The organism is uncultured Marivita sp. (assembly GCF_947488135.1).
Taxonomy (GTDB): domain Bacteria; phylum Pseudomonadota; class Alphaproteobacteria; order Rhodobacterales; family Rhodobacteraceae; genus Marivita.
In genome coordinates this window covers 607,125-631,011 of the sequence record NZ_CANKYW010000002.1, presented here as the reverse complement: position 1 = coordinate 631,011, position 23,887 = coordinate 607,125, and the positions used below count along the sequence as shown (strand labels likewise).

Annotated in this window: 23 protein-coding genes; 12 read left to right on the top strand and 11 right to left on the bottom strand. The window is 58.2% G+C overall.

Annotated elements, in window-relative coordinates:
* Positions 1 to 118: 118 nt before the first annotated feature.
* The 8 genes from cysQ to Q1B16_RS10130 all read left to right on the top strand — a co-directional run bounded on the left by cysQ (position 119) and on the right by Q1B16_RS10130 (position 9,551).
* Positions 119 to 916, top strand: a complete 798-nt coding sequence (gene cysQ / locus Q1B16_RS10165; RefSeq protein ID WP_299787473.1) for a 3'(2'),5'-bisphosphate nucleotidase CysQ — start codon at positions 119 to 121, stop codon at positions 914 to 916.
* A gap of 8 nt (positions 917 to 924) precedes the next feature.
* Positions 925 to 2,163 (top strand): glycosyltransferase, encoded by a 1,239-nt coding sequence (locus Q1B16_RS10160; RefSeq protein WP_299787470.1) that lies wholly within the window; start codon positions 925 to 927, stop codon positions 2,161 to 2,163.
* Between the two features lie 115 nt (positions 2,164 to 2,278).
* Positions 2,279 to 3,169, top strand: coding sequence for a UTP--glucose-1-phosphate uridylyltransferase GalU (galU, locus tag Q1B16_RS10155; RefSeq protein ID WP_299787467.1), 891 nt, complete (start codon positions 2,279 to 2,281; stop codon positions 3,167 to 3,169).
* A 3-nt stretch (positions 3,170 to 3,172) separates the two neighbouring features.
* A complete protein-coding gene (gene galE, locus Q1B16_RS10150) occupies positions 3,173 to 4,153 on the top strand; it encodes a UDP-glucose 4-epimerase GalE (protein WP_299787464.1) in 981 nt (326 codons plus the stop codon).
* Positions 4,154 to 4,172: 19 nt separating this feature from the next.
* On the top strand, positions 4,173 to 5,351 hold the full coding sequence (locus Q1B16_RS10145; RefSeq protein ID WP_299787461.1) for a glycosyltransferase: 1,179 nt from the start codon (positions 4,173 to 4,175) through the stop codon (positions 5,349 to 5,351).
* Positions 5,352 to 5,394: 43 nt separating this feature from the next.
* The gene (locus Q1B16_RS10140; RefSeq protein WP_299787458.1) at positions 5,395 to 6,405 is read left to right on the top strand and encodes a glycosyltransferase family 2 protein; all 1,011 of its coding nucleotides are present in this window, start codon (positions 5,395 to 5,397) and stop codon (positions 6,403 to 6,405) included.
* Complete coding sequence (locus tag Q1B16_RS10135) at positions 6,402 to 8,108, top strand: beta-1,6-N-acetylglucosaminyltransferase (protein ID WP_299787455.1); 1,707 nt, start codon at positions 6,402 to 6,404, stop codon at positions 8,106 to 8,108. The genes Q1B16_RS10140 and Q1B16_RS10135 overlap by 4 nt, the downstream gene beginning before the upstream one ends.
* A 3-nt stretch (positions 8,109 to 8,111) precedes the next feature.
* Complete coding sequence (locus Q1B16_RS10130) at positions 8,112 to 9,551, top strand: sulfotransferase family 2 domain-containing protein (RefSeq protein WP_299787453.1); 1,440 nt, start codon at positions 8,112 to 8,114, stop codon at positions 9,549 to 9,551.
* A gap of 10 nt (positions 9,552 to 9,561) precedes the next feature.
* Here the strand turns inward: Q1B16_RS10130 and Q1B16_RS10125 are convergent, their stop codons facing one another.
* From Q1B16_RS10125 to Q1B16_RS10100, 6 genes are all read right to left on the bottom strand, one after another.
* Positions 9,562 to 10,026 (bottom strand): PTS sugar transporter subunit IIA, encoded by a 465-nt coding sequence (locus Q1B16_RS10125; RefSeq protein WP_299787450.1) that lies wholly within the window; start codon positions 10,024 to 10,026, stop codon positions 9,562 to 9,564.
* A 42-nt stretch (positions 10,027 to 10,068) separates the two neighbouring features.
* The gene (gene raiA / locus Q1B16_RS10120) at positions 10,069 to 10,632 is read right to left on the bottom strand and encodes a ribosome-associated translation inhibitor RaiA (RefSeq protein WP_299787447.1); all 564 of its coding nucleotides are present in this window, start codon (positions 10,630 to 10,632) and stop codon (positions 10,069 to 10,071) included.
* A gap of 224 nt (positions 10,633 to 10,856) precedes the next feature.
* Positions 10,857 to 11,615 carry an LPS export ABC transporter ATP-binding protein gene (gene lptB / locus Q1B16_RS10115; RefSeq protein WP_299787444.1) on the bottom strand — a complete coding sequence of 253 codons (759 nt, stop codon included), beginning with the start codon at positions 11,613 to 11,615 and terminating at the stop codon, positions 10,857 to 10,859.
* Positions 11,615 to 12,097, bottom strand: a complete 483-nt coding sequence (locus Q1B16_RS10110) for an LptA/OstA family protein (RefSeq protein ID WP_299787441.1) — start codon at positions 12,095 to 12,097, stop codon at positions 11,615 to 11,617. The genes lptB and Q1B16_RS10110 overlap by 1 nt, the downstream gene beginning before the upstream one ends.
* Entirely contained in the window at positions 12,097 to 12,690 is a 594-nt protein-coding gene (locus tag Q1B16_RS10105; RefSeq protein ID WP_299787438.1) for a hypothetical protein, read from the bottom strand. Before Q1B16_RS10105 ends, Q1B16_RS10110 begins: the two co-directional genes overlap by 1 nt.
* A gap of 13 nt (positions 12,691 to 12,703) precedes the next feature.
* Complete coding sequence (locus Q1B16_RS10100) at positions 12,704 to 13,318, bottom strand: ribonuclease D (RefSeq protein WP_299787435.1); 615 nt, start codon at positions 13,316 to 13,318, stop codon at positions 12,704 to 12,706.
* Positions 13,319 to 14,224: 906 nt separating this feature from the next.
* On the opposite strand from Q1B16_RS10100, the gene Q1B16_RS10095 reads away from it, so the two are divergent.
* On the top strand, positions 14,225 to 14,914 hold the full coding sequence (locus tag Q1B16_RS10095; RefSeq protein ID WP_299787433.1) for a sugar transferase: 690 nt from the start codon (positions 14,225 to 14,227) through the stop codon (positions 14,912 to 14,914).
* On the opposite strand, the gene Q1B16_RS10090 is transcribed toward Q1B16_RS10095, so the two are convergent.
* The 3 genes from Q1B16_RS10090 to Q1B16_RS10080 all read right to left on the bottom strand — a co-directional run bounded on the left by Q1B16_RS10090 (position 14,915) and on the right by Q1B16_RS10080 (position 17,215).
* The gene (locus Q1B16_RS10090) at positions 14,915 to 15,469 is read right to left on the bottom strand and encodes an NAD(P)H-dependent oxidoreductase (RefSeq protein WP_299787430.1); all 555 of its coding nucleotides are present in this window, start codon (positions 15,467 to 15,469) and stop codon (positions 14,915 to 14,917) included.
* 132 nt (positions 15,470 to 15,601) lie between these two features.
* Positions 15,602 to 16,255: an OmpA family protein gene (locus Q1B16_RS10085; RefSeq protein WP_299787427.1), complete on the bottom strand. Its 654-nt coding sequence runs from the start codon at positions 16,253 to 16,255 to the stop codon at positions 15,602 to 15,604.
* Positions 16,256 to 16,369: 114 nt separating this feature from the next.
* Complete coding sequence (locus Q1B16_RS10080; protein ID WP_299787423.1) at positions 16,370 to 17,215, bottom strand: bifunctional helix-turn-helix domain-containing protein/methylated-DNA--[protein]-cysteine S-methyltransferase; 846 nt, start codon at positions 17,213 to 17,215, stop codon at positions 16,370 to 16,372.
* Positions 17,216 to 17,337: 122 nt separating this feature from the next.
* Between Q1B16_RS10080 and nth the strand changes: the two genes are divergently transcribed.
* A complete protein-coding gene (nth, locus tag Q1B16_RS10075; RefSeq protein WP_299787858.1) occupies positions 17,338 to 17,982 on the top strand; it encodes an endonuclease III in 645 nt (214 codons plus the stop codon).
* Positions 17,979 to 18,971 carry an adenosine kinase gene (locus tag Q1B16_RS10070; protein WP_299787420.1) on the top strand — a complete coding sequence of 331 codons (993 nt, stop codon included), beginning with the start codon at positions 17,979 to 17,981 and terminating at the stop codon, positions 18,969 to 18,971. Before nth ends, Q1B16_RS10070 begins: the two co-directional genes overlap by 4 nt.
* Before the next feature lie 49 nt (positions 18,972 to 19,020).
* Here Q1B16_RS10070 and Q1B16_RS10065 read toward each other — a convergent pair whose 3' ends face one another.
* Positions 19,021 to 20,199: a crosslink repair DNA glycosylase YcaQ family protein gene (locus tag Q1B16_RS10065; protein ID WP_299787417.1), complete on the bottom strand. Its 1,179-nt coding sequence runs from the start codon at positions 20,197 to 20,199 to the stop codon at positions 19,021 to 19,023.
* Positions 20,200 to 20,367: 168 nt separating this feature from the next.
* Positions 20,368 to 23,169, bottom strand: coding sequence for a DNA polymerase I (gene polA, locus Q1B16_RS10060; RefSeq protein ID WP_299787414.1), 2,802 nt, complete (start codon positions 23,167 to 23,169; stop codon positions 20,368 to 20,370).
* 192 nt (positions 23,170 to 23,361) lie between these two features.
* Between polA and Q1B16_RS10055 the strand changes: the two genes are divergently transcribed.
* Positions 23,362 to 23,877, top strand: coding sequence for a hypothetical protein (locus Q1B16_RS10055; RefSeq protein ID WP_299787411.1), 516 nt, complete (start codon positions 23,362 to 23,364; stop codon positions 23,875 to 23,877).
* The last annotated feature ends 10 nt before the right edge of the window (positions 23,878 to 23,887 follow it).

The following is a 23,887-nucleotide window of genomic DNA, read 5'->3' as shown; positions in this document are numbered from 1 at the left end:
TGCCTCTGCCTCGGTCCGCGTTTTTCCGTCAGTTTTTCTGACTGTTGTTGCGAACAATTGTTAAGACAATGATAAGAGAGGCGCGCTTTCAAATCAATCGACGTGAGGACAGATGGCCATGGACTATGATGCACTGATGCACGAAATGCGCCGTCTCGCGCTCGAGGCAGGTCACCAGATCATGGAAATCTACCGCGCCGATGATTTCGACGTGCGCTCGAAATCGGATGACAGTCCCGTCACGGAAGCGGACGAGGCCGCGGATGCGCTGATCTCGGCGGGTTTGCGTGACGCGTTCCCCGACATCGCATTGGTAACGGAAGAACAATCCGACACGCACGATCTGCAAGTCCGCGACTTTTTGATCGTCGATCCGCTGGACGGCACCAAGGAGTTCATCCACAGGCGCGGCGACTTCACAGTGAATATCGCGCTGGTCGAAGACGGCGTTCCGACGCGCGGCGTAGTCTACGCGCCAGCAAAGGAACGGCTGTTCTTCACGGATGCATCCGGCCAAAGCGTGGAAGAAACCGGAAGCTTTGACAAAAACACGATCGGCGCCGTCACACTCATCCACGTTTCGGTTCCGAAGTCCGACGCGCTGATGGTGGTTGCGTCGAAATCACACCGTGACCAGGCGACCGACGATTACATCAACAGGTATTCCATCAAGGACAGCAAAAGCGCGGGATCTTCACTCAAATTCTGCCTCGTCGCCACCGGAGAGGCGGATTTTTACCCGCGGCTGGGTCGCACGATGGAGTGGGACACCGCAGCGGGTCACGCAGTTCTCAATGGCGCAGGCGGCAAGGTCCTGCGGCTGGACGACTTGCAGACACTGACCTACGGAAAACCGACTTTCGCCAACCCGTTCTTCGTCGCAACCGCTCCGGGCATCGACCTCCAGCCTGTCTGAGACGCGCGATGGCGTCGCCTGCGGTCAGCGTTGTTGTGGTCAGTTGGAACAGGCCCGACTGGTTGAAGCAATGCCTGCGCGCCATCGGCCAACTGGATTATACCCGCTTTGAAGTGGTCGTGGTCGCCTGTTCAGATGGCGCGCAGATTGCGCAGGAAATGAAGGTCGAACGCGTCTTAACCGCTGATCGTGCGAATATCTCTGCCGCCAGGAACAAAGGCGTCGACGCCGCGGCTGGCGATATCATTGCGTTCATCGACGATGATGCCGTGCCCGAGCCGACCTGGCTTTGGCATCTTTCTTCGGCGTTTGAAAACTCTTCTGTCGCGCAGGCCGGAGGCACAACCCTTGGCCGCAACGGGATCACGGTGCAACACGCCGCAGCGCGGGTTTCGGCGGCGGGCCAAACCTATCCGGTGGACGGTGCCGAATTAAAAGGGGTGATCATCGACCCCGACGGCGACCGCCACCCAAGACTGCACGGAACGAACATGGCGATCCGGCGGGAGGTTATTGTCTCGCACGGTGGATTTGATGAACGGCTTGCGTTTTACCTCGACGAAACCGATCTGAGCTATCGCATAACCAAAAGCGGCGGGCGGACTGCCTATGTCCCCCAAGCGGTCGTGCATCATGCCAGCGGGCCGAGCCGGTATCGCGACGAGGAACGAACCCCGCGCCGCGTCTTTGAAATCGCAGCCTCCGCCGCGATTTTTCACCGCAAACATTGTGAAATAGCCCACAGATATGCCGCGCGCGCAGCGTTTCTCAAGGACCGGCGAAGCTGGATCATCAATCATATGGTGCGCGGGGCTCTTACGCCGGATCGGGCCTATCGGTTGATCCAGGAATTGACGGATGGGTACGAAGACGGGGCTGGACGATCAGGCGTTCCCGAGCCGACGTTTTCGCAGAGAAGCACATTCTCTTCGCGCGATATCCAGTCACCGAATAACGACATCTATCTGATTTCGTCGCGGACCGGACGCGAAACCACGCCGGAAAAAGCAAGGGCGCTGGTCGGACAGGGCCACAGGGTGACTGTCTTCGATTACCGACCGACACCCCGCTATCACCGTGTCGAATTCACCAGTGATGGCTATTGGCTGCACACCGGTGGGATCTTCGGTCGCGAACATCGTGATGAGCCATTGATCCAAAAAAGCACGCTGGAACAGCGCGTCCGGAAAACGCTGGAACGCTTGGACCGAATACGCGCGAAAGAGGGATCATTGATTGGGCAATGAGCGGGATTCCGACAAAAGACCGTATTAATTCCGCAGTTAAGTCATACACCTGAAGCAAATATTGTGGCATAAACGGAAACGCGCAGTAAGACGCGACCACATAAGGAGCAGCCCGATGCGTAGAAAAGTGACAAAAGCCGTCTTCCCGGTTGCCGGGCTTGGAACACGCTTTCTGCCTGCTACGAAGTCCGTCCCGAAAGAGATCATGACCCTCGTGGATCGCCCGTTGGTGCAGTACGCCATCGACGAAGCCCGAGCTGCCGGGATCAAGGAATTCATCTTCATCACCTCGCGCGGGAAAAGCGCGCTCGAGGATTATTTCGACGAGTCACCCATTCTCGAGCAAGAACTGCGTAAAAAGGGCAAAACCGCCATTCTCGAAGATCTCAAATCGACGAACATGGAAAGCGGTGCGATTGCCTATATGCGGCAGCACAAAGCGCTGGGGCTGGGGCACGCGGTCTGGTGCGCGCGCCGTCTGATCGGGAACGAACCCTTCGCCGTCATGTTGCCCGACGACGTGATCTCTGCCGAAAAGCCATGCCTGCAACAGATGGTCGAAGCCTACGAGGAAACCGGTGGCAACATGGTTGCGGCGATGGAAGTCCCGAAAAACAAGACGTCGAGCTACGGCATCCTTGACGTTAAGGAAGACATGGGTGCGATGGTTTCGGTCAAGGGCATGGTCGAAAAACCCAAGGTCGAAGACGCGCCATCGAACCTCGCCGTAATTGGCCGCTACATCCTTGATCCAAAGGTTCTGAAAAACCTCAACAAGCTCAAGACCGGTGCAGGGGGCGAGATTCAACTGACCGACGCAATCGCGCAGGAAATCGACGGGACCGGGGTTTATGGCTACCGGTTCAACGGCCAACGGTTCGACTGCGGGTCGAAAGCCGGCTTTTTGCAGGCGACTGTTGCCTTCGGCCTGGCGCGCGACGATCTCAAGGACGACCTTCGCAGCTTCCTTGATTCAGTGATGCAGATCGACAACGCGGCAGAGTAAAGCATGGACATTCTTGTTACGGGCGGCGCGGGCTATATCGGATCGCACGCCTGTAAGGCGCTCGCGCGGGCCGGTTTCACCCCCATCACCTTCGACAATTTTTCGACCGGGTGGCGCGATGCCGTGCGCTTCGGGCCTTACGTCGAAGGCGATCTGACCGACAAATCCAGCATCGCACGCGTCTTTCAGGAACACGATCCCAAGGCCATCCTGCATTTCGCAGCATTAAGCCGCGTCGATGAGGCGATGAGCAATCCCGGCCTTTACTGGCGCAATAACGTGTTGGGATCGCTCAACCTCATCGAAGCGGCCGTCGAACATGGCTGTCTTGATTTCGTGTTTTCGTCGACCTGCGCAACGTACGGCGACCAAGACAACGTGGTTCTGGATGAATCGTCGCCGCAGGAACCGCTCAACGCGTATGGGGCATCTAAACTGACGGTGGAGCGTATCCTTCACGATTTCGGCGTGACCCATGGCTTGCGACACGTCATCTTTCGCTACTTCAACGTCGCCGGGGCTGACCCCGAGGCAGAGGTTGGCGAATTCCATCGCCCGGAAACGCATCTCATTCCGATCGTCCTGGATGCCGTGGCCGGTATTCGGGATGGTGTGACCATCTACGGCACGGATTATCCGACCGAAGACGGCACCTGTATTCGGGATTACGTGCATGTTTCCGACCTCGTGGATGCGCATGTTCTCGGTCTCCGCTGGCTGATGGAGGGCAAGGGTAATGAGGTGTTCAACCTTGGCACGGGATCGGGATTTTCCGTGCGCGAGGTGATTGACTCCGCTCGGCGCGTTACCAATCGCGACGTTCCGACCACCCTTGGTGACCGGCGGGCCGGAGATGCGGTGAAACTCGTCTCCGGCTCCACTCGGGCCGAGGAGGAGCTTAATTGGCAACCGCGGCAATCAACCATGCACCAGATGATTGAGGACGCATGGCGGTGGCATCAAGTTGCAGACTACCGCGAATAGCCCTGCCCCGGCGCATCTTTTGGATGTCACAAGAACGGTCAGTCGCGCGCGGCAACGTCCGACCGGGATCGACAGGATCGAACGGGCCTATATCGACCATCTGATCCAGGACCCGGCGCCGCTCTTCGGGCTCGTGCGGACCAAGCTTGGCTTTCTGCTGCTCGATAAAGACGGCTGCGCCGCCCTGCGCGCACACTGCGATACGCCGATCTGGCAGAGCGCTGATCTGATCTCGAAGGTGTCTCGCAAGGCCGATGCGGCGCGAGGGCGAACGGAAAGCGGTTTACGGAAAATTGCGCTGGATCGCGCCATTCCGTCACGTTTGACGAAGATGCTAAAACGTCACCTTCCCGACGGGGCGGTGTATTTCAATGTCGGACAAATAAACTTCAATGATCGCATCATCCACGCTTTGCGCGCCTGCAACGCAGCGCGCAACGTCATCTACCTGCATGATACGATCCCGCTGGACTGGCCTGACACGCAAACGCAGAAATCCAGGCTTGCCTTCAAGCGCTTCTTTGCCCGCGTGGATCGTCACGCGGACACGGTTCTTTGCAATTCTCAGGACACCCGTTCGCGGATCCTGGACCGCGCAACACATCTTTCTCAAGAAAATGTGCACAATCTCCTGCCCGGATTGCCCGACATGCGCATCGGAACCGCGCCTTCCGGATCTTGGGAAGACCGCCCCTACTTCGTTGCGATTGGCACGATCGAGCCCCGAAAGAATATCGGTTTCTTGCTTGATCTCTGGTCGGACTTTTCGGGCCCGAACGACCCGCACCTGATCCTTTGCGGGCGGCGCGGATGGCTCAACGCAGACGTCTTCGAACGGCTGGACCGCAGGCCACCCAATGTGCACGAATTGCCCGACCTTGACGACGCCGCGATGTGGGCCCTTTTGCAGCGCAGCAGCGGACTGCTCTTTCCAAGCTTGGCCGAAGGGTTCGGATACCCGGCGATGGAGGCCGCGCTGCTCGGTGTGCCGCTGATCTGCAACCCCTTGCCGGTCTTCAAGGAACTCTTGGACGATTACCCTATTTACGCAGACGAATCAGATTGCTACGTTTGGCGCAATAAGATCGAGCAACTGGCGCAGAGACGCTGGGAACAAAGCGGTGAACACATAGGCTCGGGGTCGTTTTCGGCTCCAACGTGGCAGGCACACTTCAACAAGCTGTTTACACTTCTTTGATACCCACGCGACACGTGCGACCACAGACACAGGCAGCTGGCTCTTGGGAGTGGTGCAACGATATGGGTTACGACTCCAGCGCAAACGCTGGAGGCTTCGCGCGTTCCGCAAACGCCGCGAATTGAAACCCGTTTCAAATCGCACCGACCGCATCCGCAAGACCGACATTCTACTGTTCTGCACCCTGCGAAACGAGGGTGTTCGCCTTCCCTATTTCCTGAAGTATTACAGAGAGATGGGGGTGTCCCATTTCTTTTTCGTCGACAACGACAGTACGGATGGCACCGCCGAACTGCTGGCGCAACAACCCGATGTGTCGGTCTGGCATTCGCGCAAAAGCTACAAACGGTCCCGGTTCGGAATGGACTGGATGAACTGGCTTCTGCGCAAATACGGCCACGATCACTGGTGCCTCACCGTCGATCCCGACGAATTCTTCGTTTACCCGTTCTGCGACTCGCGTCCCTTGCCCGCGCTCACGGACTGGCTTGACGCGTCGTCGATCCGATCCTTCAGCGCGATGTTGCTGGATATGTATCCCAAGGGCCGGATCGACGCAGTGCCATATCAGGCCGGACAGGACCCGCTGGAAATTGCATCGTGGTTCGACTCCGGGAATTACACGCTCAAGCGCAATCACCTTTTGGGCAATCTCTGGATCCAGGGCGGCCCACGCGCGCGGGTGTTCTTCGCCGACCGGCCCGAAGCGGCCCCTGCACTGAACAAGATCCCGCTGGTGAAGTGGCATCACCGCTACGCCTACGCCAGCTCGACCCACATGCTTCTGCCGCGCGGTCTCAACTACGTCTACGACGAATGGGGTGGAGAAAAAGCGTCCGGCGCGCTGTTGCACACCAAGTTCATCAGCACGTTCAATGAAAAGGCGATGGAAGAGCTGAAGCGCCGCGAACACTATGCCGGCAGCCAAGAATACGTCGCCTACGCCTCTGCTCTTCAGGACAATCCCGAGCTTTGGTGCAAGTGGTCGGAAAAATACATCAACTGGCGCCAACTTGAGATCCTCGGCCTGATGTCCATGGGCAACTGGGCATGAGCATCGGGATCATCATGCTGGCCCACACGGCGCTGCACCGCGCCGAACAGGTCGCGCGCCACTGGACAAAGGCTGGATGTCCGGTTGTGATCCATGTCGATCAGATCGTGTCGAACAAGCGTTACAAGATCTTCACCGAACGTCTCAGCGACGATCCCCTGATCCGCTTTTCGCGCAGACATCGCTGTGATTGGGGCACGTGGGGGCTTGTCGCCGCAAGCCAAGATGCCAGCGAACTGATGCTGGCCGAGTTCGAAGAGGTGAGCCACGTCTACCTCACCTCGGGCTCGTGCCTCCCTCTGCGCCCGGTGCAGGAGTTGATCGACTACCTCAAGGCGCGCCCGCGCACCGACCATATCGAAAGCGCCACCACCGCCGATGTGCCTTGGACAATCGGTGGACTGGACGAGGAACGATTTACGCTGCGCTTCCCTTTCTCTTGGCGGCGCAACAGGTATCTGTTCGACCGCTTCGTCGAATTGCAGCGTAAGGTCGGTTACAAACGCAAGATCCCAGAGGGCCTGACGCCGCACATGGGTAGCCAATGGTGGTGCCTCACACGTCAGACATTGTCCTCAATCCTCGAAGACCCGAAACGCAAGGTCTACGACAAGTACTTCCGTCACGTCTGGATCCCGGACGAAAGCTACTTCCAGACCCTTACCCGCCTGTATTCCACAAACGTCATCAGTCGGTCATTGACGCTTTCCAAGTTCGACTTCCAAGGCAAACCGCACATTTTCTATGACGACCATCTTCAGTTGCTGCGCCGCTCGGATTGCTTTGTCGCCCGAAAAATCTGGCACAACGCGGACCGGCTGTACGAGACTTTTCTGAACCCGAAACCCGGTGAGCTTAGTTTGCAGGAGCCCAATCCGGGCAAGATCGACCGCATTTTTGCCAAAGCTGTGGACCGCCGCACGCGCGGGCGTCCCGGGCTTTACATGCAAAGCCGGTTCCCCAACGAAGACTGGGAAAACGGCGTGACCGCGGCCAAGTATTCAGTGTTCCAAGGCTTCACGGAGCTTTTCACGGATTTCGAACCGTGGCTCGCGCAGGTGACAGGCGCGCGCGTTCATGGTCATCTGTTCGCGCCGGATCGGGCGCATTTCGCAGAGGGCCAAAGCTTCATGAACGGCGCGTTGTCGGACAACCCGGTGTTGCGAGACTACGATCCCAAGATGTTTCTGACCAACCTGCTTTGGAACACCCGTGGCGAACGGCAGTGCTTCCAGCTTGGCCCAAACAGCACCCGACACGTGATCTGGGATATTGCAAAAGACCCAAATGCTCAGATGTCGGTCATCAGCGGCGCCTGGGCGATCCCGCTGTTCCAATCAAACCGAAGTTTTACCGATCTGAGGCGCGAGGCGGCGCAGCTGCAAAAGATCGAAACCGAGATGCTGGATGCGCTCAGGTCGCCATACGCCACGTGCCGCAAACGCATCTGGACCATGGCGGAGTTCATGGAGAGCCCGATGGAGGCCATCCAGGTCATCGTCGATGAAATCGGGGTGCAACCCAACAGGCGCCTGACCGAAGCCCCATTGATGGTCGATCTGACGGGTTTTGGCCAGTTCCTTCAGAACCTCAAGAACCAGGGCATGCACCCGTACCTGATGGGTGATTTCCCGGCCGATCCCATTGCTCAGGGCCCATCCCGCGATGCGCCGCGCCCCCGGCCCTATCTCGTGAAGAAGTAAGCCGTGACCGGACCCTTCGATTTCTTCGTCGTTTTCGCCGAGATGCGGACCGGGTCCAATTTGCTGGAAGACTACCTTAACCAGATCGACGGCATCACAAGCCACGGCGAAGCCTTCAACTCGAATTTCATCGGGTATCCTAACCGCACCGATATTCTCGGTGTGACCCAGCGCCAGCGTGAGGACAATCCGGACCGCCTACTTCGCGCCATTCGTCAAGAGACCGACGGCCTTGGCGGATTCCGGTATTTTCATGATCACGACCCCCGCATTCTGGCGTCGATCCTGTCGGACCCACGTTGCGCGAAGATCGTGCTCACCCGCAACCCGCTGGACAGCTACATCAGCCTCAAGATCGCGCGGGCAACGGATCAGTGGAAACTCACCAATGTCCAGAACCGCAAGGACGCCAAGGCGCATTTCGATCTGCACGAATTCGAGCGTCACACCGGCAGCATGCAAAGCTTCCAGATGGAGATCATGCGCGCCCTTCAGGTCACCGGCCAAACAGCGTTCTATATCGGCTACGACGATCTGCATGACACCGAGGTCCTGAGCGGTCTCGCCCGCTTCCTCGGTGCCGAGGTTGAACCTGATGCCTTCCAGAGCAATCTGAAGCCGCAAAACCCGCAGGCCCTGTCCGAGAAGGTCGTCAATTACGACCAGATGGAAGCTGCATTGCGTAGCCTCGATCGGTTCGACCTTTCACGGACGCCGAATTTCGAGCCGCGTCGCGGGCCGGTCGTCCCGTCCTATGTCGCCTGTCAAAGCCTCCCGCTTCTGTTCATGCCGATCCGCTCCGCACTGGAAGATCAGGTGCTGCGATGGATGTCGTTGGTGGAAGGGAACGGGGCCGATCTGATCTCCAAATTCAATCAGAAGACCCTACGCGGCTGGATGCAGGATCACCCCGGTCATCGACGCTTCACCGTCTTGCGCCATCCGCTCTTGCGCGCGCACGCTGCGTTCTGCGACAAGATCCTTGGCACCGGCCCGGGAAGTTTCACCAAGATCCGACAACAGCTGGCGCGCTTTCATGACTTCGATTTGCCCGAGGCACCCGAGGACCCGGGCTACGATCTGCGCGCGCACCGCGCGGCTTTCGAAAAATTCCTGCATTTCCTGAAATCAAATCTGAACGGTCAGACCAGTATCCGGGTCGATACCCATTGGGCCAGTCAAGTTGCGTGCCTGCAAGGCATGTCCGAGTTTTGCCTGCCAGACCACTTGTTCAGGGAAGACACGCTTTCATCCGATCTTCAGCAGCTTGGAAGATGGATAGGGCTGGACGAAATGCCGGACCTTCCCGCGAGCGCAGACCCATTGCAAGACCGCCTCGCATCGATCTACGACGCCTCTCTCGAACGGCTCTGCCGAGAGGTCTATCCGAGAGATTACATGATGTTCGGATTCACCGATTTCGATCCGCGACATCCAGCCTAGGCATCAATCGTTACGCTGCCTGAACGCCTGCCACTTCGGTGATGATCGTGTGAAGGGTCGCCGGATCAGGATTCGCCCGGAGTTTCGCGCAGAAATTCTGATCGCGCAGCGTCCGCGACACGAGCGCCAGCGCCTTGAGATGTTCAACCCCTGCATCCTCCGGGGCGAACAACGCGAAAACAACGTCCACTGGCTGCCGGTCGACAGCTTTGAAATCAATCGGTTTTTCCAAAAGAATGAAGACACCGACGACTGACTCGACACCATCAAGCCGGGCGTGCGGCAGAGCAACGCCATGGCCCACACCGGTTGGGCCAAGGCTTTCGCGTTCAAGCAACGCTTCAACGGCACGCGGTGCAGATATGCCGTAGGCAGACTCGGCCACGTCAGCGATGTCGTGCATCAAACGTTTCTTGCTGGATGCGCTCGTGACGGCCTTGACGGCCTTCTGGTTCAACAAATCTGCAAATTTCATGTGCTGCTCGTTTATTGGACGAACGTTGCGCGTATCTTGACGTTACGGATCAATCCAGCCGATGTTTCCATCTTCCCGGCGATACACGACGTTCACACCGTCCTTTTTGTCATTTCGGAACACCAGTACCGGTAGCCCCGCTAACTCCATTTGCATCACCGCCTCGCCCACGGTCAAAGACGGGATTTTGGTCTCCATCTCGGCCACGATAATGGGCTGAAGCGACTCCGGCTCATCGTCCTGCGTATCTACGTCGCTGGCGAGGATATATGAGGATGCTCCAAAGAGTTCAACAGGTTCTGTGCGGTCCTTGTGGTGATCTTTGAGACGCCGTTTGTAGCGGCGCAACTGCTTGTCCATCTTCTCGCAACAGGCGTCGAACGCCGCGTAGATTTCCGTAGCGTGGGCCTTGGCAGTTGCGTTCAAACCGGTCGACAGATGCACCACTGTCTCACAAACGAATTCGTGTGCGCTTTTCGAAAAGATCACCGTCGCATCCGTCGGACGACCGGCATATTTGCCAAGCATCGTTTCAAGTTCGGTCTGGACATGGGTCTGGAGCGCTTCACCAACATCGATCTGTTTGCCGGTTATCTGGTAACGCATAGGATATCCTTTTTATTGTTTTAGCTTTGCAGCCGAACGGCACCGGTGAGGCCGGTGCGCGGTTCGAATACAAAAGAAAAATGGCGTGCTGACCGTTGTGTTTCATTATCCAGCCGGTGTGGCGGGCAGAGCAGAAATTGACGGTCTGAGTCTTCAAACGCCATGGCACCATTTCAATCCTGCAACGCCTGCGTGTCAATCGTTTCCGTCGAAAGCGGCAGAGTTTATCCGATGCGGAAACTGTCACCCAGGTACACGCGACGGACATTCTCGTTGCGCACAACTTCGTCTGGCGATCCCGACATCAGAACCTTGCCGTCGTGCAGGATGTATGCCCGATCCACGATCTCGAGCGTCTCTCTGACATTGTGATCGGTGATAAGGACCCCGATGCCCCGTTTCTTGAGGTCAGCGACCAGGTGACGGATATCGCCCACGCTGATTGGATCGACACCGGCGAAGGGCTCGTCCAGAAGCAGGTATTTCGGATCGGCCGCGAGGCAGCGTGCGATTTCCACGCGACGCCGTTCGCCCCCGGACAGTGCGAGCGCGGGCGCACGTCTCAGATGTTCGATGGAAAACTCGCCAAGAAGCTCTTCGAGCCGTTCGCGTCGCTTGTGTCGATCAGGCTGGCTGATGTCGAGGATGGCGTTGATATTGTCTTCGACGCTCATTCCCCGAAAAATCGACATTTCCTGCGGCAGATACCCAATGCCCATACGCGCGCGGCGATACATCGGCAGGTACGTCACATCCTGGCCATCGATCAGCACCTGGCCGCCTTCCGGGTTCACCAGTCCGGCAATGGCGTAGAAAGACGTCGTCTTCCCGCTGCCATTCGGACCAAGCAAGGCAACGACCTCGCCACGGTGGACTTCCAGCGACACATCGCGGATCACGACGCGTTTCTTGTAACTCTTGCGAAGGTGCCGAACGATGAGGCCGCTTTGCCCTTCGGTGACCGAGAGATTCGGACCAGTCATCAATTGTCACCTGATTGGAACACCGTCCGAACCCGCCCATTCATCAGGGCGGTGCCGTTTTCGAGGTCCACATCCATGCTGTCGGACACAAGCGTGTTGGCACCTTGAGTCAGCAGTACATTGCCCAGCATCCGGATGGTACCGCGGTTGACCTCGTATTCGGCCGTGTCCGCTTCGGCGGCCTGATCGCCGTTCACCAGTGTCACGCCACCAGTGGCCTCCAATCGCTCAACGCCACTCTGACCTTCGGTGTAGAAAACGAGCACTCGAGGCGCTGAGAGGCGCATCTCACCCTGGCCGATCACCACGTTGCCCGTGAAAAGCGCCGACCCGTCATTCTGCGAAACCGAAAGGGTGTCCGCGCTCACTTCGACAGGCAGGGACGTATCCTGCTGCCCGGTGCCAAAGGCGACCTCGGTGCTTTGAGCATTCGCGGCAACAGCAAAGCCAAGCATCGCAACGGTCATCACTGTTCGCATCATCACTCGGCCTCGTCCATTTGCGGCGTGTATACCAGCTTTACCCCGTCGGTGAACAGTAACTGAATATCGTCGCCCGCTTGCGCCCCATCGACTTGGAGCTTTCCCGCCGAGAGCGTCAAACCAGGCCCATCTGCATCGACGGGTCCTGTACTTTCGATCGCGATGCGGTCAATGGCGGCGTTCAGTCCGTCGGTCCGCACAGTGTAACCCGAGCTGCTTTCCAGCGTGACCCCGTCGCGCAAGAGCAATCGGTCTCCTTGGTCCATCTGACCAAGGGTCGCGTCGATCACGATGCGATTGCCATCGTCAATGTCGATAATGGCCTGAAGATCATCCGCAACCATGCCCGTGTCATCGTCTCCGCTGAACCGCGCCGTCCGCGCCGCGAGTGTGAGTCCCTGCCCTCCATCGGTCGTGCCCGAGTAAAAAGGGCTGCCGACCTGTTCCGTCGTCGTCGGATCGGCACCACCGGTCAAAACCGGGATCCGTGCAATCGGATCCGGGCTGCGCGAATAGAGAAAAATCGTGGACAGGAGGACAAGCGCACCGAGCGGGAGCAGGATCTTCAACCAGGCGATGATCTGCGAGTACATTTACCCTTCCAATTCAGGAATGCGCGAAGATGTCTGTCTCGGGCCACCCGGCAAGATCAAGATAGGCGCGTGTCGGAAGAAAGTCGAAACACGACTGCGCAAGCTCTGCCCGACCTTCGCGCTCCAGCATCGCCTGAAGGGCATCACGGAGCTTATGCAAATAAAGCACATCGGATGCCGCGTACTCCACCTGCGCCTGGCTCAGGGTCTCTGCGCCCCAGTCGCTGGATTGTTGTTGCTTCGAAATGTCGACGCCCACCAATTCCTGCAAAAGCACCTTCAGCCCGTGACGATCGGTATACGTACGCACCAGACGGCTCGCGATCTTCGTGCAATACACCGGCGCTGTGACAACGCCGAAGGTGTTCTGCAATGCCGCGATGTCGAAGCGCCCGAAGTGAAACAGCTTGAGCACCGCAGGGTCCGCGAGCAGCTTTTCGAGATTGGGCGCGGATGTCTGGCCCTTCTCGATCTGCACAAGATGCGCCGTCCCGTCACCGCCGGACAGTTGCACCACACAGAGCCGGTCGCGGTGCGGGTGAAGACCCATCGTCTCACAATCAATGGCAACCTCGGGACCCAGATCAAGATCATCCGGAAGATCGCGCTCATAGACTTTGTGGGACATGGAAAACCATCCTGGCTCGGGAACGATCAGGTGCAGATAAACCTTCACCGATTGTGGCGCAACCTGTCCATCCGCGCCCAAGTCTCACCCGATTCTCGAAATCCGGACATGATTCGACCACAATTGAGACACTCGAGAAGGAGCGGCTGCCCAATTTCCGCCCAAAGTGTTTCAATTTGTGTCACTTTGTGATCTGTCAAAATTAGTCGTTTTAACAACGCATTTTTCACCATGTGGTCCAACGCTCTGCGGTCGAGTCTCGCAATACTGTTCGCACCTCGCCAACAATACGACTGTCGTCGTCATGAAAAATTCAGCATGAGACGCTAAGCGCTTGGAAACAATTCAAAGCTTCTTGATGAATTGCGGGCAGAATATGTGAAAATCTTCGCCCAATCATACGAAATTCGCGCTATTCAACTCAAAAATTACGCAAATCCCGAGCGAGAAAAGTGACTTTGGCAAACACCTTTCTGCGGCCACTTTTTACGTCCAAGCGATAAAAGCATAAGATTGCCAGCCGGTGGAGAAAAGTGATTGCCCGGTAAGTATCGGAATTTTTCCGCCCATTACGCTCGCCTTAAAGGTTATTTTCATAATGGAAACTCATCTAGGAGTTTCCCCGCATTCTGAAAGTTGACCTAAATGAGGCGGAACGTCATAAACAGGCCATGTTCCGGCAGGCCACATTCCTGCCATGTTTTAGTTTGGCACTTGGGGGTTGGTGCTTCCACTTGGGAGTTGCTTAGGGTTCGTCTGCTGAAATCTGCCACGTAGTTTGAAAAGTAAAAAAGCCGGGAAAAACCCGCTTTGATGCCTGTCGCGAGACGCTTCAGGCAACCAGCTTTTGCACGCCATCGGTAGCCATGCAGCCGGCCCGGCACAAAGGGTCAAAAGGGTGCTTCGATGACACTGCACATTCGCCAACCGCTGCCTGGCACAGACATCAAAACGATGGTCGACGCCGCGTTTTCGAAATCCGAACCGAGAATTCTTTACCGGGACCACGTCAAGCGAGGGCTCGACATCGTTCTCGTCCTTATGGCTGCGCTGCCGGTCCTTCTTGTTCTCGGAATGTGTGCATTGCTTGTGGCGCGCGACGGTGGATCGCCCTTCTATCACCAGACCCGCGTCGGCCGCTTCGGCAAGTCGTTCAAGATGTGGAAACTGCGCAGCATGGTTGCGGATGCAGATCGGGCGCTTGAAGACCATCTTCGGAGCAACCCCGCGGCGCGGGTCGAATGGGATCGCAATCAGAAACTGCGCAACGACCCCCGCATCACGAAGGTCGGTCACATCCTTCGCAAGACATCGCTCGATGAACTGCCGCAGCTTTGGAATGTTCTCAAGGGTGACATGTCGCTGGTCGGGCCGCGCCCGATGATGCTGGACCAGCAGGCACTTTATCCTGGATCGGCGTATTACGCACTGCGCCCCGGTCTGACCGGCTTTTGGCAAGTGTCCGTCCGCCACGAAAGCAGCTTTGCCGAACGCGCGAAATATGATGCGGAGTACCTGAGCAAAGTGACCTTCGCTCAGGACATCGCGGTCATCTGGAAAACGGTCAGCGTCGTAACAAAGGGCACAGGCTGCTGATTATCCAAAACGTGCCGCCTCGGCATGCCCGCTAAGAATTTTCATCAGATCATCCAGCACTTTCGCGTTAAGCTCATTGGTTAGACGACCCTCTTCGTCCCATTGCTGAGACGTCGCCGCAACCATGACCTCTGGTCCTGTGATCAGGTGCGGCCGGAAGGGCGTCAGGCAGAGACGGGCCATGTTTTGCGCCCTTTCGCCACCAGCGCGACCCGCAGCTGCCGACATGATCGCGACCGGCTTGTCTGCCCAAGGCGCCTCTTTCGTGCGGCTAACCCAATCGAGAGCGTTCTTCAGAACACCCGAAATGCCTTTGTTGTATTCCGGTGTCACAACGATCACCGCATCCGCAGCACCGATTTGATCTGACAGAGTTTGCACGGCACTCGGAATACCGGACTCGTCTTCCAGATCGCCGTCATAAAGCGGCAAGCGCAGATCCCCTTCGACGAAGTTGCATGGGCCGAAACGGCGTGCGGCCTCGTGCATAAGAAATCGGTTCGTCGAACCGCTGCGCAGAGAGCCGCAAAGTCCGAGAAGGGTGAGGTCTGCCATGGAAAGTCTCCTGTTTATCGCGGTGCAACGTGGATCGGAGGGAACAGGTGACAAGTCTGGACGTCCGAAGAAAACAAAAAAGCCCGCACCAGAAAGGTGCGGGCCATCTTTAATGCGACTGATCTGAAGCGATCAGGCGTTCGGCAGAATGACGATCTCGACCCGTCGGTTCTGAGCGCGACCATCGGGTGTCAGGTTGCTCGCGATGGGCTGATCCTCGCCGCGTCCGATGCTCTGGATCCGGAAGGACGGAACGCCCTCGCTCATCAGGATGTTGGCGACCGATTGTGCCCGCTGACGCGACAGATTCAGGTTGTAACCCGCATCACCGGTGTTGTCGGTGTGCCCGATGACCTGAACGGTGGTGTCCGGGTAGGCCAGAAGGTTTTGCCCGACACTGCGCAGATCGCGCTGAAGGTCCGGACGCAAGGATGCGCTGTCGGTTGCGAACAGAATGTCCTGCGGCAGGGTCACGATCAGACGGTCACCGGTGTTGCGGATGGTGACGTTGTCGTTACCGATCTGCGCGCGAAGGTCGGCTTCCTGCTTGTCGAGCTGGTTGCCGATGATCGCACCGCCACCGCCGCCAATGGCCGCACCAAGAACGGCGTTGCGGCGCCGCTCTTCGGGGTCGTTGCCCATCAGCGCGCCAACGACAGCACCCGTGCCTGCGCCGACCAGCGCCCCGGTCTTGGCTTGGCGGTTCGGATCGTTCGGGTCGGTACAGGCCGACAGCAAGAACGCGCCACACAGCGCCGTGGTCAAGGATAGTTTGGAAAGTGTCATAGATTTGCCTCGCTTAACTGCACCTGATTGTAAGGCTCTCTCGCCTGCTATGCGATAACATACCCCGGTAGAACCCTTTTGTCGTGAGGAAATCGGCGCGTTTCCGCGCACCGTTCAGGCTTCGGCGCGGGCGGACTCCCAGGCCAGAATACTGCGCTTCACGGGAAGGCCCCAGTGATAACCACCCAGTCCACCGGATTTACGCAAGGCACGGTGACACGGGATCAGGTAACTGATCGGATTGCGCCCGACCGCGGTTCCGACAGCCCGGACCGCCTTGGGATGCCCGATGAATTCGGCGATTTCCGAATAGGTGGTCACATGGCCCGACGGTATCCGCATCAAAGCCTCCCACACCTTTATCTGAAACGGTGCGCCAATCATGAACAATGGAACGTCTTCTTCGGCCTGGCCAAAGGCGCTTTTTACCCAAGGGGCAAGGCGATCTGGCGCTTCTAGATAGGTCGCGTTTGGCCATCGGCTCCGCAAATCGAGCATCGCCTCCTCTTCCGAGCATTCCGAGGTAAAGCCAATTCCGCACAATCCCTTTTCCGTGCCCATAACCAGCGCGGGACCAAAGGGGCTTTCGAACCAGCCCCAGAAAATCGTCAGACCATCGCCCTTGCGGGCAAAGTCGCCGGGACTCATCGCTTCCCATCGCAGGAAGAGGTCATGCAAGCGCCCCCCACCGGACAGACCTGCAGCATGTGCGGTTTCCAATGTGGTGAACCGTTCGGACAACAATGCCTTGGCGTGGCCCAGGGTCAGATACTGCTGATAGCGTTTCGGACTGACCCCCACCCACCGCGAAAACACGCGCTGGAAATGGGCCGGGCTCATGTTCATCTGCGCGGCAAGTTCTTCGAGCGTCACCGAAGGATCATTGCTGTCGATTACATCGAGCGCGCGGCGCATGACGTGGAAATGATATCCATGAGTGTCTTCCGTGAGCGTTTGCATCGGACCGCCCTTTCCTGCGTAATTTCCTCAACACCTAGCGCAATCCAGCCTCGCGCGACGACCCGAAAGCTGCGCAAGTTACAGGCTTGCCCCCGATTTCCCAGCGCGGCATACCGGGCGATATGGCCAAGCAGCTTGACTACCACACGATCCGCGAGATCTTCACCCGTTTTCAAGCGGTCGACCCCGAACCAAAGGGCGAGCTTGAGCACGTGAACGCGTACACTCTCGTCGTGGCGGTGGCGCTTTCGGCACAGGCCACCGACGTTGGCGTGAACAAGGCCACGAGCGAGCTATTCAAGATCGCCGATACGCCGGAAAAGATGCTGGCGCTCGGCGAAGAGGGCGTGATCCAGTACATCAAGACCATCGGCCTCTATCGCAACAAGGCCAAGAACGTCATCAAGCTTAGCCAGATCCTTGTCGATCATTACGGCGGTGAGGTGCCCAATTCGCGTGCCGCGCTGGAAAGCCTGCCAGGTGTCGGGCGCAAAACGGCAAATGTGGTTTTGAACATGTGGTGGCACTACCCGGCGCAGGCCGTGGACACCCATATCTTTCGCGTCGGAAATCGCACCGGCATTTGTCCGGGCAAGGACGTGGTCGCCGTCGAACGCGCGATCGAGGATCACGTCCCGGTCGACTTTCAACAGCACGCGCATCACTGGCTGATCCTGCACGGGCGCTACACCTGCGTTGCCCGCAAACCCAAATGCGGCGTCTGCGTGATCCGCGATCTCTGTCAATTCGAGGACAAAACCGAATGAGCAAGAAGTACCAAGTTGTCGGTATAGGAAACGCCGTTGTCGACGTGATCGCACGGGCCGAAGACACGTTTCTGGACCTGATGGGGATTCAGAAAGGCATCATGCAACTGGTCGAACGCGAACGCGGCGAGACGCTTTATGCCGCGATGAAGGAACGTGTACAGACCCCCGGCGGCTCTGTGGCCAATACATTGGCTGGACTGGGCAACCTCGGCCTGCGCACTGGCTTCATCGGACGTGTCCATGACGACGCACTGGGCCGGTTCTACGCCGATGCGATGGAGAAGGACGGAACGAGCTTCGTGAACCCGCCGGTTGCGGGTGGCGAGTTGCCTACCTCGCGCTCGATGATCTTCGTGTCGCCGGATGGGGAACGGTCGATGAACACCTATCTCGGCATCTCGGCCGAGCTTGGCCCCGAGGACGTATCGGAAGACGTGGCGGCGGAAGCCGAAGTTGTGTTTCTTGAGGGCTACCTCTTCGACAAGGACAAGGGCAAAGACGCTTTCATCCGCACCGCTCGCACCTGTCGCGCGGCGGGTGGCAAAGCCGGTATCGCGATCTCCGATCCGTTCTGCGTGGAGCGTCACCGCGACGATTTTCTGAACCTGATCGAGCATGAAATGGACTACGTGATCGGCAACGAAGCCGAAATCATGTCGCTTTACCAGAACAACGATCTCGAGGCCGATCTGTCCGCTGTTTCGGCAATCTGCCCGCTGGTGGTGTGCACACGGTCCGGGGACGGCGTGTCTATCATTCGCGATGGTGAACGTACCGATATTCCGGTCGAGAAAGTCGTCCCGGTGGATGCGACCGGCGCGGGCGATCAGTTCGCCGCTGGCTTTCTCTACGGACTCGCCACCGGCCGCGATATGGAAACGAGTGGACGTATGGGCTGTGTTGCTGCTTCCGAGGTGATTTCACATATCGGACCGCGGCCCGAAGCTGACCTCAAGACATTGTTCAAAGACGCCGGGCTGATCTGACTCCCATGACTTCCGGTAGCTGCTGACTTACGCGCGATCCGCGATGTGCCTAGGCGGGGTGGGTTGCCCAGACCACATGGTCTACGCCCACCAACCGTGCCAGACGCACGAGTTCGCTCTCGAGTTTCTGCATGCGGGGCCCTGTGGGTTTCACACCGCGCTCCCACCAAAGGTTTTGCACCGTGAGCGCACCTTTTACGCGATCGGCTTTCACCTCGATCCGCCCCACCAACCGGTCCCCTTCGAGCAGCGGATAAACGTAATAGCCCCATTGTCGCTTGGCGGCAGGAACAAACATCTCGACAGTGTAGTCGTACCCGAAGAGCCGCTTCAGTCGCGCGCGGTCGCGGATCGCAGGATCGAACGGGTTGAGAATGCGCAACCGGGAGGTCGCCGGAGAGGCCGCCGCGATGCGATCTTCGATGTCCGGCGCAGCAAACGCCTTGGTCCAGACACCATCGGCGGATTGCACCTCGACCGGAACGAGCGACGCCCTGTGGCGCTCTGCCCAGCCCGCAACTTCAGGAACATCCGCCGCGTCCCAGAACTTCCGGATTTCACCGAGCGTCCCGATCCCGATCCGGTCCAAAGCAGCGTTGCACAGCCAGTCAATCTGCGCTTGGTCAGCGACCTCGCGTTTGCGCAGATGCGCGGGAAAGACACGCTCGGCAAGATCATAGAACTTGGTGAACCCCTCGCGATGGCACGTCGCCAATTCCCCGGCATACCAAAGGTAATCGAGGCAAATCTTGTGCGGCGGACGCTTCCACATCTCGCGCTTGCCCTCGATCTTCGTGTCGAAATCATGGGTGCTTAGCGGGCCTTCATCGGAGATCCGTCGTTTGATGTGGCCCAAATGATCCTGATCCAGATGCTTACCGTACCAGGAAGAACGGCTGACCTTATCCTTCATGCGTCGAAACTGTCGCTGCCACATCGGCAGAAAGTCCATCGGCAGAACGGAAGCGTCATGGGTGAAATGCTCGAAGACAGCGCGGTCCCGGGCAAGCAGGCCATCCAGCATCGGTTCTCGGTAATTCTGGTTTCGGCTCCAAAGGATATGGTGATGGGCGCGCGAAACGACCTGGATCGTATCCAGTTGCACAAAGCCGAGGTCCCGTATCGTCGCTCCCGGATCAACTGGACCGATCGGAGCCGATCCAAGCCCGTTGACGGAGAGCCAAAGCTGCCGCGCTGTTCGGTTCGGAATTCTCAGTGCAGCTGTCACAGGCACTCCGGCGCATCGATCTAGGCTCCGGTCAGGCTACACCAGCAACATCCAGACGCCCATCCCGACCATCACCAGATTTTCCGAGAGCGAAATGAAGCCGAAAGGCACGTTCGTCTACACGTGCGTCTTCGGGGCTGTTGTCACCGCCTTGACGCCTTCAAATCCTCAATGCGCCTCGGCCCAATTCTTGCCCTGCCCGGCATCCGCGACCAATGGGACGGTCAGATGAACCACCGGGTCCGCGGCACCTTCCATCACGTCGCGGGCGACCTTGATCAGCTCTTCCTCGGCCCCCTGCTCGACTTCGAAAAGCAGTTCGTCGTGCACCTGAAGCAGCATCTTGACCGGCAGTTTCGCAATCGCATCGGGCATCCGGATCATCGCCCGGCGGATGATATCGGCGGCGGTGCCTTGGATGGGTGCGTTGATCGCGGCGCGTTTGGCAAAGCCGGCGCGCGGCCCCTTGGCGTTGATTTCCGGCGTGTGGATCACACGGCCAAACAGGGTTTCGACACGATTGTGTGTCTTCGCGAATTCCGTCGTCTCATCCATATAGGCCTTGATGCCCGGGAACCGTTCGAAATAGCGGTCGATAAAGCCCTGCGCCTCGGCGCGCGGAATGCGCAGATTGCGCGCAAGACCAAACCCGGAAATGCCGTAGATCACCCCGAAGTTGATTGCCTTGGCCTGACGGCGCACGTCTGGTGTCATCTCATCCAGCGGGACGTTGAACATCTCGGACGCCGTCGCGGCGTGAATGTCCTGGCCTTCCTTGAACGCGTCCTTGAGCGCCTGAATATCGGCGATATGGGCAAGGATGCGCAGTTCGATCTGGGAATAATCGAGAGCCACCAGCGTCTTGCCCTCTTCGGCCACAAACGCCTCGCGGATGCGGCGGCCTTCCTCGGATCGGATCGGGATGTTTTGCAAATTCGGGTCGGTCGAGGCCAAGCGACCGGTGTTCGCCCCGGCAATGGAATAGGAAGTATGCACGCGACCGGTGTCGGGATTGATGTGATCCTGCAAGGCATCCGTGTAGGTCGACTTAAGCTTGGAAAGCTGTCGCCAGTCGAGAACGCGGCGCGGCAATTCGTGTTCGGTGGCGAGATCTTCGAGCACATCCGCCCCGGTGGCATAGGCCCCGGTCTTGCCGCGCTTTCCGCCCTCTAGCCCCATTTCGTCAAACAGGATTTCGCCCAACTGCTTGGGCGAGCCGACATTGAACTTACGCCCGGCAAGCTCGTAAATCTCGTCCTCAAGCCCTGCCATTTTTTGGCTGAACGCATTGGACATGCGCGAAAGCGTGCCGCGGTCAACCTTGATCCCGGCCATCTCCATCTCGGCCAGCACCGGCACCAAGGGACGCTCCATCGTTTCGTAGACGCGGGTCACTTTGGTTTTGTGCAGTTGCGGTTTGAACATCTGCCAGAGGCGTAGGGTGATTTCCGCATCTTCCGCGGCGTAGGGCACGGCCTTGTCGATCGGCACACGATCAAAGGTGATCTGGCTTTTTCCCGTTCCAAGCAGGTCCTTGATCGGAATCGGCGCGTGCCCGAGATACCGCTCGCTCAGCGTGTCCATCCCGTGCCCGTGCAGGCCCGCGTTCATCGCGTAGGACATCAACATCGTGTCGTCTATCGGGGCAAGGTCAATGCCATAGCGCGCCATGATCTTGGCGTCGTATTTCATGTTCTGCCCGATCTTCATCACCGCCGGGTCCTCCAGCAACGGCTTCAGGGCCTTCAGCGCATCCTCGAGCGGGATTTGCCCTTCGGCAAGGTCATCCGACCCAAAAAGCCCCTCTCCCCCTTCGGCGCGGTGGGTGAGCGGGATGTAACAGGCCGAACCGGGCTCCACGCATAGCGAAATCCCGACAAGATCGACGGTCATTTCATTCAGCCCAGTTGTCTCGGTATCGAAGGCGACCCAGCCTTTTTCATTCGCCAGATCAATCCACGTCTGAAGCGCCGCGAGGTCGCGCACGCATTCATAGTTGTCGGTTTTCATCGGCGGGAGTTCCGGCGCGTCATCGGTCGGAGGATTGGCCCCTTCGGGTGTCGTATCGGGAATAACCGGCGGCTCGACCTCGAGGGCATCCGCGATGCGCTTCGACAGGGTGCGGAATTCCATTTCAGCGAGGAACGTCAGAAGCTTGTCCGGGTCAGGCTCTCGCACCTCAAGATCGTCCAACGTGAAATCGAGCGGTGTATTCTCATCCAGTAGAACAAGCTTCTTGCTGAGCTCGATCTGCTCGCGCTTTTCAATGAGCGTCTCGCGGCGTTTGGGTTGCTTGATCTCTTCTGCGCGGTCGAGCAGCTCTTCCAACGTCCCGAACTCGTTGATCAACAGCGCCGCAGTCTTGATCCCGATGCCCGGCGCGCCCGGCACGTTGTCCACGCTGTCGCCGGCCAATGCCTGAACATCGACGACCCGTTCGGGGTAAACCCCGAATTTCTCGTACACGCCCTCACGGTCGATGGTGCGGTTTTTCATGGCATCGAACATTTCGACGCCATCCCCGACAAGCTGCATCAGGTCCTTGTCAGACGAAATGATCGTGACCCGCCCCCCGGCTTTGCGCGCCTGCACGGCAAGGGTGGCGATGATGTCATCGGCCTCAAAGCCTTCCATTTCTTCGCACGCGATATTGAACGCCTCGGTCGCGCGACGGGTCAGCGGGATCTGCGGCCGCAGATCTTCGGGCATTTCCTCACGATTGGCTTTGTACTGATCGTACATCTCGTTGCGAAACGTGTGGCTGCCCTTGTCGAAAATCACCGCGACATGAGTCACGTCCGAGCCAGCGTTCCCTTCGACATACCGTTGCAGCATGTTGCAAAAGCCGGAAACGGCACCGATCGGCAAACCATCGGATTTGCGCGTCAGCGGCGGCAGCGCGTGATAGGCGCGAAAGATAAAGGCCGACCCGTCGATCAGGTGAAGGTGATGTCCTTTGCCAAATGCCATATCGCGCGTCCTTGTTTTGATCAGGTCTGGTTCTGACACGGATTAAAGAGGTGAGCCAGTACCTGCCGCCAATGGCACCCTCTCGCAGACCCTCGACCCGCGACCGTTTTTCCCAATTCGACCCTGTTTTTGGCTAGAGATGGCCTTAGTCGATCCCTAAGCCATGGGGATCTATTCAGGAAAGCGCACGCCATGGAAAAATATGATCATGACAGTCGCAAGGCACCCTTGGATGCCTTGCAATCCGTGGTTTCAACGGCGCTTTCCAACGACCACGTTCGGCGCATTACCGAACACGGCCGCCGTGCCATCAACAAAGTGCGGAAGCGCAACAGCGTCGGGTGTAACTATTGCGGCTCGGCTATTCTCGCAGACGCGCCGAATTGCGTGAATTGCGGTGCCGGGGCGCCACCCCCACCGCCTCCTTCAGCCAAAGGTCAGCCAAATACATGGCAACGCGTGGCCACCGGCCTGCTTTGGTATTTCGGCGGAATTATCGGACTTCACTGTTATGCAGCCGGACGCCCGCTGCGCGGCCTGTTTTACTTCACGACATTCATAGCCATGTTCTTCATAATGACGTCGTACACTCCGGGCGGCACACTCGGCGGTTTAAGTACTTTCGGACCGTTGACCATTGGCTTTGGTCTCTTCCTTCTCTGGGCCTTTGACGGGGTGCAAATCCTGCGCGGACGCTTCAACAGGTAAGGCGACTGAA

Coding starts and splice junctions, on each gene's coding strand:
- cysQ (WP_299787473.1), top strand. CDS start 119: ATGGACTATGATGCACTGATGCACGAAATGCGCCGTCTCGCGCTCGAG.
- Q1B16_RS10160 (WP_299787470.1), top strand. CDS start 925: ATGGCGTCGCCTGCGGTCAGCGTTGTTGTGGTCAGTTGGAACAGGCCC.
- galU (WP_299787467.1), top strand. CDS start 2,279: ATGCGTAGAAAAGTGACAAAAGCCGTCTTCCCGGTTGCCGGGCTTGGA.
- galE (WP_299787464.1), top strand. CDS start 3,173: ATGGACATTCTTGTTACGGGCGGCGCGGGCTATATCGGATCGCACGCC.
- Q1B16_RS10135 (WP_299787455.1), top strand. CDS start 6,402: ATGAGCATCGGGATCATCATGCTGGCCCACACGGCGCTGCACCGCGCC.
- Q1B16_RS10125 (WP_299787450.1), bottom strand. CDS start 10,026: ATGAAATTTGCAGATTTGTTGAACCAGAAGGCCGTCAAGGCCGTCACG.
- raiA (WP_299787447.1), bottom strand. CDS start 10,632: ATGCGTTACCAGATAACCGGCAAACAGATCGATGTTGGTGAAGCGCTC.
- lptB (WP_299787444.1), bottom strand. CDS start 11,615: ATGACTGGTCCGAATCTCTCGGTCACCGAAGGGCAAAGCGGCCTCATC.
- Q1B16_RS10110 (WP_299787441.1), bottom strand. CDS start 12,097: ATGATGCGAACAGTGATGACCGTTGCGATGCTTGGCTTTGCTGTTGCC.
- Q1B16_RS10105 (WP_299787438.1), bottom strand. CDS start 12,690: ATGTACTCGCAGATCATCGCCTGGTTGAAGATCCTGCTCCCGCTCGGT.
- Q1B16_RS10100 (WP_299787435.1), bottom strand. CDS start 13,318: ATGTCCCACAAAGTCTATGAGCGCGATCTTCCGGATGATCTTGATCTG.
- Q1B16_RS10095 (WP_299787433.1), top strand. CDS start 14,225: ATGACACTGCACATTCGCCAACCGCTGCCTGGCACAGACATCAAAACG.
- Q1B16_RS10090 (WP_299787430.1), bottom strand. CDS start 15,469: ATGGCAGACCTCACCCTTCTCGGACTTTGCGGCTCTCTGCGCAGCGGT.
- Q1B16_RS10085 (WP_299787427.1), bottom strand. CDS start 16,255: ATGACACTTTCCAAACTATCCTTGACCACGGCGCTGTGTGGCGCGTTC.
- Q1B16_RS10080 (WP_299787423.1), bottom strand. CDS start 17,215: ATGCAAACGCTCACGGAAGACACTCATGGATATCATTTCCACGTCATG.
- nth (WP_299787858.1), top strand. CDS start 17,338: ATGGCCAAGCAGCTTGACTACCACACGATCCGCGAGATCTTCACCCGT.
- Q1B16_RS10070 (WP_299787420.1), top strand. CDS start 17,979: ATGAGCAAGAAGTACCAAGTTGTCGGTATAGGAAACGCCGTTGTCGAC.
- polA (WP_299787414.1), bottom strand. CDS start 23,169: ATGGCATTTGGCAAAGGACATCACCTTCACCTGATCGACGGGTCGGCC.
- Q1B16_RS10055 (WP_299787411.1), top strand. CDS start 23,362: ATGGAAAAATATGATCATGACAGTCGCAAGGCACCCTTGGATGCCTTG.